Origin of the sequence: Pseudarthrobacter sulfonivorans, assembly GCF_031454915.1 — a bacterium.
GTDB lineage: Bacteria > Actinomycetota > Actinomycetes > Actinomycetales > Micrococcaceae > Arthrobacter > Arthrobacter sulfonivorans_C.
The window spans coordinates 583,817-597,019 of the sequence record NZ_JAVDRS010000001.1; the positions used below are offsets into that span (position 1 = coordinate 583,817).

Annotated in this window: 6 protein-coding genes; 4 read left to right on the forward strand and 2 right to left on the reverse strand. The window is 64.4% G+C overall.

Going from position 1 to position 13,203, the window contains the following annotated elements:
* Positions 1–44: 44 nt before the first annotated feature.
* Together J2808_RS02650 and J2808_RS02655 are read left to right on the forward strand one after the other, a co-directional pair.
* Entirely contained in the window at positions 45–4,898 is a 4,854-nt protein-coding gene (locus tag J2808_RS02650; protein WP_309811183.1) for an NAD-glutamate dehydrogenase, read from the forward strand.
* Positions 4,899–4,926: 28 nt separating this feature from the next.
* Positions 4,927–6,396, forward strand: a complete 1,470-nt coding sequence (locus tag J2808_RS02655; protein ID WP_309811185.1) for a sensor histidine kinase — start codon at positions 4,927–4,929, stop codon at positions 6,394–6,396.
* 96 nt (positions 6,397–6,492) lie between these two features.
* On the opposite strand, the gene J2808_RS02660 is transcribed toward J2808_RS02655, so the two are convergent.
* The gene (locus J2808_RS02660) at positions 6,493–6,741 is read right to left on the reverse strand and encodes a WhiB family transcriptional regulator (protein ID WP_003804966.1); all 249 of its coding nucleotides are present in this window, start codon (positions 6,739–6,741) and stop codon (positions 6,493–6,495) included.
* Positions 6,742–6,973: 232 nt separating this feature from the next.
* Here J2808_RS02660 and J2808_RS02665 point away from each other — a divergent pair, with 232 nt between their 5' ends.
* Positions 6,974–7,489, forward strand: a complete 516-nt coding sequence (locus tag J2808_RS02665; RefSeq protein WP_397427967.1) for a hypothetical protein — start codon at positions 6,974–6,976, stop codon at positions 7,487–7,489.
* A 90-nt stretch (positions 7,490–7,579) separates the two neighbouring features.
* On the opposite strand, the gene J2808_RS02670 is transcribed toward J2808_RS02665, so the two are convergent.
* Positions 7,580–11,644 (reverse strand): FtsK/SpoIIIE domain-containing protein, encoded by a 4,065-nt coding sequence (locus J2808_RS02670; protein WP_309811188.1) that lies wholly within the window; start codon positions 11,642–11,644, stop codon positions 7,580–7,582.
* 244 nt (positions 11,645–11,888) lie between these two features.
* On the opposite strand from J2808_RS02670, the gene J2808_RS02675 reads away from it, so the two are divergent.
* Entirely contained in the window at positions 11,889–13,178 is a 1,290-nt protein-coding gene (locus tag J2808_RS02675) for a nucleotide sugar dehydrogenase (protein WP_309811191.1), read from the forward strand.
* The last annotated feature ends 25 nt before the right edge of the window (positions 13,179–13,203 follow it).

Consider the following 13,203-nt stretch of genomic DNA (forward strand, 5'->3'; position numbering starts at 1 on the left):
CTGCAACGGTGCAGCGTCAATCTTTGTGATGGAGGCGTTTGTTGATGTCGTCTGGATCCAGTGTGGAGGATCAGTCCGTAGCAATTGGAGACCGGGAGGGATTCCTGGGGGACTATTACGAGCATCTGGCTGAAGAGGATGCCCGAAGTTACTCCCAGGACCTGCTGGCTACCCGTGCGGAAACCCACCGCCATATCGCCGCCCACCGGCGGCCGGGGCAGGCGAATATTTCCGTCATCAACGACGGGGACGGCAGCGTCGTCTACATCGTCACCGACGACATGCCTTTCCTCGTGGACTCGGTCAACGCCGAACTCGTCCGCCAGAACGCTGCCATCCGCCTTGTCCTGCACCCGCTCTTTGTTGTCACCCGTAACAGGGAAACAGGGGAGCTGGTCAAGGTGGACCGGGTTCCATCCCACATCGGGATCTCCAGCGGTGACACCGCCGCGATGCCCCTCATCTCCCACCTCATCGCGCAGGGCGAAAACACCTCCCACATGGAGTCGTGGATCGCGGTAGAGATTAACCGCGTCTCCGACGAAGCGCAGGTATCCCTGATCGAAGGTCTGGAACGGATCCTGGCAGACGTGCGCGCCGCCGTCGAAGACTGGCCGAAGATGCGGAATAAGGCCATGCAAATCGCTGCGAGCCTGGACCAGGTGGCGAACCCGTCCCAGATAGCCGAACTGCGCCAGGCGCAGGATTTGCTGCAATGGCTCGACGACGGCAACTTCACGTTCCTGGGCTACCGCGAGTACGACCTGGTCAACGTGGACGGCGAAGATGTGCTGGAACTGCGTGAAGACAGCGGGCTGGGCCTGCTCCGCGCGAAACCGGGCGCCCCGCATATGCAGCACCTGACCGACGCCGGCCGGAAGAAGGCCCGCGAGAAGCGCGCCCTGGTAATCACCAAAGCGAATTCCCGGTCCACCGTCCACCGTCCCGCCTACCTGGACTACATCGGAGTCAAGAGCTTTGATGTGGCAGGCAACGTGAACGGCGAGCGCCGCTTTATCGGTCTGTTCGCCACCAGCGCCTATGCCGGGTCCGTCCGGAACATCCCCATCGTGCGCGAAAAAGTGGACGCGGTGCTGAACAGTGCGGGTTTCCCGCCGGACTCCCACTCCGGCAAGGACCTTCTGGGGATCCTGGAAACGTATCCGAGGGACGAGCTTTTCCAGATCGAAATCGAGGACCTGGCGGCAACGGCGGCAGGCATCCAGAGGCTGCAGGAGCGCCGGCGGACCCGGTTGTTCCTGCGCCCGGACATTTATGGCCGCTTTATGTCGGCGGTGATCTACCTGCCCCGTGACCGGTACACCACCAACGTCCGGCTCCGCATCGAGGATGAACTGCGGTCCACCTTCCAAGCCGAAAGCATCGACTATGAGGCCAGGATGACTGAGTCCGCCCTCGCCAGGCTCTTCTACCGGATCCGCCTGCCCAAGAATGCCGAACTCAGCCATGTCAACGCCGAAGAGCTCGAAAAACGGCTGGTCCGCGCGGCCCGCTCCTGGAGTGAAGGCATTGCCGAGGTCCTGCGCGACGGTGGGGCTGACAAGCAATCAACAGAGCTCGCTGCTATCTGGTCCGAGGCTTTCCCCGCCGGCTACCGGGTGGATTACGAGGTAGAGGACGCGCTGGAGGACATCGCCCGGTTCGAGAAATATGGGGCGGAAGCGGAGCGGATTGCCGGCGCCAGGCAAGAGCGGCCCGGAGTCCACGTGTACCTGCCAAAGGGCGCGGGGGAAGACTTGGAAGAGGACGCGCGCGTCAAGCTATACATGCTTGAGCCCAAGAGCCTCAGCCAGATCCTGCCGTACTTCCACAACCTGGGCCTCGAAGTGTTGGATGAGCGGCCCTTTGAAATCGAGACCGCTGATCGCCGGGATTTCTTCCTCTATGACCTCGGGCTGAAGTACCCGGCGGGCGTGGACCCACTGGCAACCGGCGAGTTGCTGGGCGACTCCTTCGGAGCTGCAGTTTCCGGCGCGGTAGAGTCGGACAGCTTCGACCGGCTGGTGCTGCGCGAAGGCATGCACTGGCGTCAGATCACGGTGCTGAGGGCTTACGCACGGTACATCCGGCAAATGGGCAACTCCAACTCGTTCGGTTTCATGGCGGATACCCTGCTCGCGAACCCGGACGTCACCAAGGGCTTGCTTGCGTTGTTCGCCGCCCGGTTCGATCCGGCTCTGTCCAGTGCTGAGCGGCCCGCCGCCCAGGGGAAGGTCCGTGCGGAACTTTCGGCCGCCATTGAAGAGGTGGCAACGCTCGACGCCGACCGTGTCCTGCGCACGTTCGCCAACCTGATCGAGGCCACGGTCCGCACGAACTACTACCAGTACAAGCCGCACCTGAGCTTCAAGCTCGAACCGGCCCGCATTGAGGGGCTGCCGTTCCCCCGGCCGATGTTCGAGATCTGGGTCTATTCCCCGCGGGTGGAGGGCGTGCACCTGCGCTTCGGCAAGGTAGCCCGTGGCGGCCTGCGCTGGTCTGACCGCCGCGAGGACTTCCGGACGGAGATCCTCGGCCTGGTGAAGGCACAGACCGTCAAGAACGCGGTCATTGTTCCCACCGGTGCCAAGGGAGGATTCTTCGCCAAGCGGCTTCCTGACCCCGCTGCGGACAGGGCCGCCTGGATGGCGGAGGGTACCGAAAGCTACAAGACGTTTATCCGTGGCCTGTTGGACCTCACGGACAATCTCGTCACGAAGGACGGGGCGGAAACTGTTGTGCCGCCGTCGGACGTTGTCAGGCACGACGACAACGATTCCTACCTGGTGGTGGCGGCGGACAAGGGGACGGCTACGTTCTCGGACATCGCCAATGGGCTGGCCGTTGAATACGGCTTCTGGCTCGGTGACGCGTTCGCCTCCGGCGGTTCGGTGGGCTATGACCACAAGGCCATGGGCATCACGGCCCGCGGGGCATGGGAGTCGGTCAAACGTCACTTCAGCGAGCTGGACGTGGACACCCAGAGCCAGCCCTTCACGGTCGTGGGCGTGGGTGACATGTCAGGTGACGTATTCGGCAACGGCATGCTCCTGTCCCGGCACATCCGGCTCCTGGCCGCCTTCGACCACCGTCACATTTTCCTTGACCCCGCGCCGGATGCGGAAACGTCCTTTGTGGAACGGCAGCGGCTTTTTGAATTACCGCGGTCTTCGTGGGACGACTACAACAAGTCTCTGATCAGCGAAGGCGGCGGCGTGTATGCCCGCCAGGTGAAGTCCATTCCGGTCTCGCCGCAGGCCCGGGCCGCGCTCGGGCTGCCCAAGGCGACTACCGAATTGAGCCCGCCGGAGCTCCTGCGTGCCATCCTGCTGGCCCCCGCCGACCTGCTGTACAACGGCGGAATCGGGACGTACGTGAAGGCAAGCAGCGAGTCCAATGCCTCGGTGGGCGACAAGGCCAACGACGCCATCCGAGTGGACGGTAAGGACTTGCGTGTCAAGGTGGTGGGTGAAGGCGGCAACCTGGGCATGACCCAGCGCGGCCGCATCGAGGCGGCGCTCCAGGGCGTCATCCTGAATACCGATGCGATCGATAACTCCGCCGGCGTGGACTGCTCGGACCATGAGGTCAACATCAAGATCTTCGTGGACCGGATGGTGGCCGCGGGCAAGCTGTCGGCGGAGGAGCGCGCCGGCTTCCTCGCTGCCATGACGGATGAGGTTGGGCGGCTGGTCCTGGAAGACAACGTGGACCAGAACATCCTGCTCCTTAACGACCGGCAACGTGTGGCCGAGTGGAGCCCGAGCTATGAGCGCCTGATGGACTGGCTGGAGAAGTCCGCAGACCTGAAGCGTGAACTTGAGGCGCTGCCGAGCACGGAAACTCTGCGGGAGCGGCTGGGCCAGGGCCAGGGGCTGACATCGCCGGAGCTCTCGGTACTGGCGGCCTACGCGAAGATCGAGCTTGCTTCGGCACTGCGTGAAAGTGACTTGGCGGACGATCCGTGGTTCCGTGCGACGCTGCGTGCCTACTTCCCGGCACAGTTGCGGGAGCGGTTCGACGCCGAACTGGACTCCCATCCGCTGCGGCGCGAGATTATTGCCACCGTGGTGGCCAACGACATGATCAATCTGGGCGGCATCACGTTTGCGTTCCGCACTATGGAGGAAACGTCGGCCACTGAGGTGGCCGTGGCCAAAGCTTTCGTGGCGCTCCGGGAGATCTTTGAACTCAACGTCATGGTGGACGAACTGAACAGCCTGCCGGCATCGTTCCCCACCGAACACTGGAGCGCGGTCCACCTGGACATTCGCCGCATCCTGGACCGTGCGGTCCGCTGGCTGCTGGCCCAGGGCGGTAGCTCACGTCCCATCGCCTCGATCGTGGCCGAGTTCAAGCCGCTCCTGGATCCGATGCGCGGCCGGTTGCTGGACTATCTCCGGGGCGACGACCGTGAGCGGGTGGCCGGTTGGCTGGAGAAGGCACGCGGCTGGGAACTTCCGGAAGACCTGGCCGTCCGGTGGGCGGAAATGTTCGAGAGCTTCGTCCTGTTGGACATCGCCAAAATCGTGCACGCCCGCAACGAGCCGGTGGAAGAGATCGCTTCGGTCTACTACACAGTGTTTAACCGGTTCCATGCTGACGCGCTACTGGAGCGGATCACCAACTTGCCGCGCCAGGACAGGTGGCAGGCCCTGGCGCGGGCCGCCTTGCGGGATGACCTGTACTCCACTGTCTCGGACATGACGACGGCGGTGCTTGAGTCGACGGGGTCCGAGGACTCTGCGGAGAACCGGCTGAAGGACTGGGAGGGCCAGAATGCCGAGCAACTGGGCAGGGCGAAGAGCATGTTTGATGAGGTCAACGCGCTCGAGGCCGACGACATGGCCTCACTGTCGGTAGCATTGAGGCTCTTGAGGTCAATCGTCCGACGCTAGGAATCCCGGCGTCGTAACTGGAGGTGCAGTGGCAATCTTTACGGACCCCATCAGGGAACACGCTGATTTTGGGCCGGGCGATGCCGAATGGCTGCACCTCCTGGTGGGCGACTGGCAGATGGTTGCGGACCTGGCGTTCGCCGACCTGGCGTTGTGGTTCCCGCATCCGGATCACGGGTACGTTGCGCTGGCCCACGTCAGGCCCTCAACCACGCACACTGTCTTTCACGGCGACTTTGTGGGCGAACCCATCCGGCCCGACCTGCAACCGCTGGTCGACAAGGCGTGGGCAAGCCGTGCCATCGAACGGTCCAGCGAGACCAACTGGAGCTCGGACATGGCGCTGCGGGTGGAGGCTGTGCCGATGGTCCGCAACGGCCGGACCCTGGCTGTGGTGACCACTCACATGGACCTGTCCAGTTCCCGGATGCCGTCACGCCTGGAACTGACGTACCGGCAGTGCGCCTACGACCTTCTGCGGATGGGAACGCTGGGGCTATGGCCTGACTTCGCATCACCCACCGGTTCGCGCCGCGGTGCGCCGCGTGTGGGGGACGGGCTTATCAGGCTCGACGCGGAGGGGATTGTGCAGTACGCAAGCCCTAACGGCGTGTCTGCTTTCCGGCGGCTCGGCGATGGCGAGTCGCTGGAAGGCCGGTCGCTGGCCGAAGTCACCGCCGGCCTGCTGAAGGACCGGCGCCTGGTTGACGAGACGCTGCCACTGGTGGTCACCGGACGGATGCCGTGGCGCAGTGAGATTGAATCCCGTGGCGTGAGCTTGTCCCTGCGGGCCATTCCGCTGCGGGACGAGCAGCAACGCTTTGGCGCGCTGGTGCTCTGCAGGGACGTTTCGGAACTGCGGCGCCGGGAGATGGAGCTCGTCACCAAGGACGCCACCATCCGCGAGATCCACCACCGGGTAAAGAACAATCTGCAGACCGTGGCTGCGTTGCTGCGGATGCAGTCCCGGCGGATGGTCAGTGATGAGGCGAAACAGGGCCTGGAGCAGGCAATGCGGCGGGTCGCCACCATCGCCCTCGTTCACGAGACGCTTTCTCAGGGATTGGCGCAGAGCGTTGACTTCGACGAACTGATCGGCCGCCAGTTCAGGCTGTCAGCCGAAGTGGCGTCGCCCTCGCAGCAGGTCAAGACCGAGCGTTCGGGCCTCTTCGGGGAACTACCCAGCGACTTCGCCACCCCGCTGGCACTGGTGATCAACGAGTTGGTGACCAACGCCGTCGAGCACGGCCTCGCGGGCCGCGCGGGAACGGTCTGGCTCATCGCCGACCGTTCTGAGGAAGAAGACGGTGAAGAACTGCTGACCGTCACCATTGCCGACGACGGTGTAGGGCTGCCCGATACGCCACATGTGGAGGGGCTCGGTTTGCAGATCGTGAGGACACTGGTCACCAGTGAGCTGGGCGGCACCATCCAGTGGCACCCGCGCGACGGCGGCGGAACGGCTGTCCAAATCCGCCTCAGCCTGGCCGCCAGGTAAGGCAGCAACTTAAGTGGCGATGGCCGCGACCTGGAAAAGGTCGCGGCCATCGCTTTATACAATTCAGAGCGCCTTTGGCGCGGTGGGACTCTGCGCTTAGGAGGCGCGGCGTGCCCTGGCAGCGCGGCGCTTGAGGGCGCGGCGCTCGTCTTCGCTCATGCCGCCCCAGACGCCGGCGTCCTGGCCGGATTCGAGGGCCCATTGGAGGCAGGTGTCAACAACCGGGCAGCGGCGGCAAACGCTCTTGGCTTCCTCAATCTGGAGTAGGGCTGGCCCTGTGTTTCCGACGGGGAAAAACAGTTCAGGGTCCTTGTCGAGGCACGCTGCGCGGTTACGCCAATCCATGCTGATCAGTTGCTCCAATTCTGGGAAGAGCCGCTTTGTGAAATTATTCACTAGTGGCTACAAAGGAAAGGGGCCCTGCGGGGCCCCATCGGTCATCTTCATCAAGGTTGTCATGTTAACGCTGTGTAAACAAGGGGTAATAGAGCTTGATATCCCCGGAATCCTGAGCGATACATCACATCTTCCTTGGCGACCCTCACCACTGTCCGACTATGTCCGGTAGGGTGCCAGTGTGTCAAGAGCCCCCCAAAACCCTTCAGATCCACTGCCCGAGCCCGCTCCCGGAAGCCAGGAATCCCCGGCCGGTGCAGGTGCAGGTGCCGATGCGGGAGCCGGGCCGGACGCAGCCCCGGAGCGCCCGCGCGGAATTCTGGTGATCGCGCTCATTGTGGCCGCCGAGGCCACTGCCCTCTTGGTCGCGGCGGCCTGGTATGGCTATGAACTCGTGACCAGTGCGCCCGTGCTCTCGTTTGGGGGTGCGGTCTTCACCTTGGTGCTGTTGCTCGCATTCTCTGCCTGGCTCTATGCGGTGGCGCACTTCCTCTTCCGGGGGCGCCGGTGGACAAGGGCTGCTGCGCTGGTGGCGCAACTATTTGTCCTGACCATCGGCTTCCCCACCCTCACGGGCGGCGTGGTGTGGGCCGGCCTTGCCATGCTGCTGCCCGCTCTGACTGCCATAGTGCTTCTCTTCGACAAGCGTGTCATTAGCTATGCCTCACAGAGCGGCGGGTTGCCCCCGGCCCTCTAGCTGGCAGCGCTGTTGTTTTCCGCGACCTGGCCGTCAGCCGCGCTTTCGTTGGCTGGATGCTGTTGGGATTACGCGGTGCAGGCGGACCCGCTAGGCCGCCAGTCTTCTCAGTGGTTTGTCCGGACAAGCCCAGCCCAGTTGGACAGCCAAGGCCCGGCCGTTCTGGATAAGCACGCTCCGGCCCGGAGGCGGATTCGGTTCCGCCTCGAACCGCACCCCAAAGAGATCCCCATCCAGGAATGTCCGGGGCGCGATCAGCACGCCGGTGCCCAGGCTGCGCGCTTGGAGGGCCAAAGGCACACGCTGGGAAAGCAGCGGGCTGTAGCCGGCCGTCATCACCACGCTGACTCCCAGAACGTTGAGGTCTGCGAGGCAGCGGTTCACGTCGTGTGGCAACAGGTCTGCATCGTCCACCAAGGCCACCGATCCTGTATCCAGAGTGCCGGCGGCTGCCTGGCGGAGGACACCAGACCAGTAAGCCACGGATGGAGTTGCCCGTTCCGGCCATAGCCAGTGTCCTGCGTCGGGGTTGAGCTGCGGCAACATGCGGAGAAATGATGACTTTCCCGACGACGGCGCGCCCAGCACAGCAAGGACGCCGCCCGCCGGCACACGCACTGATACCGCTTCGAGTTCGTCACCGCCCAACCCTATCCAGAGGTGGCCGGGCGCTTGTCCAACCTTGACTGTCTCTCCGTCCCGGACCTGGCCGTCAGTGTCATCCTGGATTGGAGCCGCAGTCCTCTCCAGAATCCGGGCCGCGGGAACCACGGCCGGCAGCGGCTCAACACGGAACGGCCGGATAACGGGGGCCAGTGGTTGAGCCCGGGCAGCGGACTCCGTCTCAGCTGCTTCAAGGCAGGTGGCCGTGTAGAACTGGCAAACTGCCGTTCTTCCGGCGGACCATGCGCCCAGGGCCACGCCCCGACCGGCCACAGATGGAGTCGGAGGCAGTTTCGGCCAGGCAACGCGGCTCTCTTCGCTTGAACCGGTGGGGAAATACACGCGGTTGGGAATGGCGGCGAAGAACCTGGCGGTGACGAGGTCCCTTTGGCCGGAGATGATCACCGTGATACCGGCCCTGCCGCCATCACGGATCAGGTCGTGGACCAGGTCCTCGGCCCAGGCGAGCGGTCCCGACCGAAAGGACGATGCCCAGGACCCCCAGCCAGCGAGCACCAGCGCGAGTGGCGTGGCAGCAGCGGCGGGATCGGCGAGCCGGCGCGACTGCTCCTGTGCGAGGCGTTCCAGGATCCGGACCGCGCGGCGAAGCTCGTGCAGCCCGGCCTTGGCACCCACCCGGCCGTGAGAGGCCAGCCCCGCGAACGAGCTGTCGGGATCAAGGATGTACAAATGGGATTCGATCGGGTGGGATGCCAGGCTGTGGACTGCCAGCCGGATCGCCGCAGCGGCGCCGGATTCCGGTCCGCCCACAAGCCCCAGATGGCCGTGCTCGGAAGGTTTCCAGATGAGCGGCGCCGTTCGCTGTTCCGAGGGCAGGTCCATCAGCCCGAGCCTGATGGTCCAGGCATCCCCATCTGTAACAGTCCCGTCCGCACCCGCGGTGATGGGCTCGGGGATCGGCGAGGAGGGTTCGGGCAGAACGCGGGGAAGTGGGGCAGCCACCGGCATCCGGATGGAGACACTGTTCATGGACTCCCACACCGCTGACATGGAAGCGATTACGGGGGCGGCTCCCACGGCCGGCGTCGGTGCCGCCCCTGCTGATCCGCGTTCACTTCCGGCCGGGCGGATCTCGATGTACTCCGACGCCAGCTGTACGGAGAGCCCGGGCAGGTCGGGGGTAAACGCCCCGGCAGTCAGTGAGCCGGCCTGGAACTCCACCGGAGCTTCAGTGCCACGCGCCAGGTAGGCTCTCCCCGGTGTGTCCACGCTGATTCCGGCGGCGGCTTTCGAATTGATAATGTCCATCGACTCCATCTCCGATTGGACACGCAGCGCGATGCTTGTGGTGACATTTGCGCGGATGTCAGCCGTCAGGGCGCCCTGGGGCCGTTGCGTGGCCATGATCAGGTGAATCCCCAGCGAACGGCCAATGGCGGCGATCCTCATGAGTTCGCGGAGCGCTTCCGGGGCGTCTTCCACGAGCATGCGGAATTCGTCGATGACCATCATGAGGTGGGGCAGCGGTGACGCGAGGCCCGCCGGAGTGGTCCGGTAGGCGGCAAGATCCGGCGCCTGCACAGCCGCCAGGACTTCTTCACGGAACCTGATTTCGGCCCGGAGGGACTGCAGGTACCTTTCCAGTTCGTGGCTGCTCAGATCGGTGAGCATGCCTACACAATGGGGGAGCCCGGTCAGTGGCCCCAGCCCGGAGCCGCCCTTGAAGTCCACAAAAAGGAAGTTGATGCGGTCCGGCGGGTAGCTCAGAGCTAATGCGCTCGTCAGGCTGCGGAGAAACTCGGACTTGCCCGAACCCGTGGTGCCAGCCACCAGTAAGTGCGGCCCGTCGGTCTGCAAATCCAGCATCCTGGGACCCTCCGCACCCACTCCGACGGGGACAGCCAGTTCGGGCCGCCTGCTGTTTGCCGCCCACCGCCTGGCTGTTTCGGGTGTGGAGGCCGGGAGGAGATCCGTGAGCCGGCAGGATAGCGGGATGCTCCCATTGGCCTCGCCGGGCTTCTGCTCATCCCGCGCCAGACGGCGGCAAAAATTGTCGAAGACATCGACAGGCGCCAGATCCGGCGCGAACCGGAGGCATTTTGTTCCTGTGTTGAACACCGAGCCGCGTTCACCGAGCTCGACGTCGGCAGTGAGCGGGGCTGCGCAGTCGCCGGGGATGTGGATGACCTGCCACTCATGTTCGAGCGCCATTTCGATGATCGGGGTTGTGTCCTCCTGGTCGTCCAGGAGAATCAGCATGCCATGCCCATGTGAGGGCTCGAATCCTCGCGCCATCAGGGCTTCGACGGTGCCACGATGGCTGGAAAGAGTGACGCCTTCAAGGAACCGGGCGGCGAGGGGCACCTGGTCCGCTCTTCCATGGATCACCACACAGGTACCCCGGCCGAGTGGGTAGCCGGCGAATTGCATGAGGAGTGAACGCACCAGGCCCTCGACCGAGTCGCGCGGCCCACGGACGGTGGTGAGCGGCCGTGCGGGATCGAGTGTCAGCGGCAGCGGACCGGCTGATGGAACCGTCCGCCCCGGATCGGGCGGCTCGAATTGGAGGTTGGCTGGTTGAACGCTTAGGCCCAGCCGAAGCCATATGCCCTTGTTGGTGACCTGGGCGCTCCGGTCTTTTCCAGTGGCACCGCCGGTAGTAAGGGAGGAGAGCGGCGGGGCGGCCCGCCGTCGCCGTTCCTGGTCGTTAGTGACTGCGGCACTGACAGCCGCAGCCAGTTCGCGACGTTGCCGGCGCCCGCCGACCACAGGCACCAGGATGGAGATCGCCGAGACAGCAGTGAAAGCCAGAAACATCCACATCCCGGTGATGACCGCGAGGCCCACACCGATGATCACCGGCAGGACAGCCGTCAGAAGGAGCGCCGCGCGGTTCACCGGATCGTCCCGCCGTCTGACGACGAGCGGCTCGCGGACATCCGTGCCGGCCATGTCCAGTTGACTCGGGGACTGCTCCAGGAAAACCAGCGACATGGTTGAGTTGCCGCATCGGATGGTGGAGTTGGTGGTGACGGCGGCGTTCCGCTGGCGCTCGCCGTCCACTTCAGTGCCGTTGACGCTGTCCAGATCCACAATGGTGATGGCGGTCTCGGTGACCACCAGGCGGGCGTGGGCCCGGGATAGATCGGGGTCGGCGATGACGATCTCGGCGTTACTGCGACCTATGGTGTACGTGCCCCGCCGCAAGGGAACCACCAGGCCCGCGCCAGCGCCGCTGTGCACTGCGAGTGCCAGGGCTGCAGGCGGTTCCGACGCACGCTGCCTGGATCTGCGGGCGGTCATGTCCGCCGCATCGACGAGGATGGCACCGTTGACCAGCGGAGGCTGTCCGAGGGTGAGTAAACTCACGTCCTGCCCGTTGATGGACACTCGGCCGGTACTGAATCTGCCGGCCAGCGCTTCCTGCAGATCGGCCCCGGACGCACCGTCCGGACCCTCGATGGTCAGCTCCAAAGGTGGTTCCTGCAGGGCAGCGCCTGGGCTCCGGACGAGCGTACAGTGCAGCGGCATGTGGGGTCTTCCTTACGTGATTACTGCGTGAAGACGATGCTAATGCTGACGGGATCCGGGGCGGGGGGAAGGCCAGTACTATGTGGAAAACCGCGTCAGACGGTGCCCCGAAGCGTGCAGGGCGCGCAACAGCGTCGGCTGCAGAATCGGCGTTCGCTCGGGACAACGGATAGTGTTAAGCGAAACCGTGGGGCGGCAGTAGGGCTCTTCGCCTGCCAATCATGAGAGAAAAGGCATCAGAACTGTGAAGATTGCTGTAATTGCGCTGGGGAAAATCGGGCTGCCGCTGGCGGTTCAATTTGCTTCCAGGGGCCATGAAGTTGTGGGCGTCGATGTGAACCAGCAGCTTGTGGACCTGGTCAACGCCGGAACCGAGCCGTTTCCCGGTGAGGCGCACCTGCAGGCGAAGCTTTCGGACCTGGTGCCTGCGGGCAGGCTTCGCGCAACCACCGACTACTCCGAGGCGGTTCCGGGCGCGGACGCCGTGGTGCTCGTGGTTCCGTTGTTCGTCGATGCAGACGCCAAGCCGGACTTTGGCTGGATGGATGCCGCCACCGAAGAGCTGGCAAAGCACCTGACGCCCGGCACGCTGGTCTCCTATGAGACGACGCTGCCGGTAGGAACCACGCGCACGCGTTGGAAGCCTGCCCTCGAAGCTGGCTCCGGGTTGGTTGAAGGCGAGGACTTCCACCTCGCGTTTTCGCCCGAGCGCGTTCTGACAGGCCGCGTTTTCGAAGACCTCCGCAAGTACCCGAAGCTGGTCGGCGGCTTGTCCGAAGCGGGCGCAGCAAAGGCGGTGGAGTTCTACCAGGCCGTCCTGGACTTCGATGACCGGCCGGACCTCTCACGGGCAAACGGTGTGTGGGACCTTGGCTCCGCAGAGGCGTCTGAGTTGGCGAAACTCGCCGAGACCACCTACCGCGACGTCAATATTGGGCTCGCAAACCAGTTTGCCCGTTTCGCGGCAACTGCCGGCATCGACATCTACCAGGTCATCGATGCCTCCAACTCCCAGCCGTACAGCCATATCCACCAGCCCGGCATCGCCGTCGGCGGGCATTGCATCCCGGTTTACCCGCGCCTCTACCTGTGGAACGACCCCGAGGCAACTGTGGTCCGGGCTGCCAGGGCGGCCAACGCAGAAATGCCTGATTACACCATCGGGCTTCTCGAAGGTGCGTATGGCGACCTCAACGGAGCCCGGGTGGTTGTCCTTGGTGCCGCCTACCGTGGCGGAGTCAAGGAAACCGCGTTCTCTGGCGTCTTCGATGCTGTCGCATCGATTTCCCGCCGGGGCGGAACCGCCCTTGTACACGATCCGCTCTACACGGACGAGGAGCTGGAGAAGCTCGGATTCGCCGCCTACCATCTGGGCGAACCGGTCGACGCCGCAGTTGTTCAGGCCAATCACGCCGAATACAGCGAACTGACCAAGTCGGACCTTCCTGGAATCAAAGCCTTCATTGACGGGCGCCGCGTCAGCAGCGCCGAACTGTGGCCGGGAGTTGTCTACCGCGTCATCGGTAAACCCTGATCCATCCGGCTTCGACGGCCAACTT

Bases quoted from the DNA above. Each gene is read 5' to 3' on its own strand.
- J2808_RS02670 (WP_309811188.1), bottom strand. From the start codon at position 11,644: ATGCCGCTGCACTGTACGCTCGTCCGGAGCCCAGGCGCTGCCCTGCAG.
- J2808_RS02660 (WP_003804966.1), bottom strand. From the start codon at position 6,741: ATGGATTGGCGTAACCGCGCAGCGTGCCTCGACAAGGACCCTGAACTG.
- J2808_RS02650 (WP_309811183.1), top strand. From the start codon at position 45: ATGTCGTCTGGATCCAGTGTGGAGGATCAGTCCGTAGCAATTGGAGAC.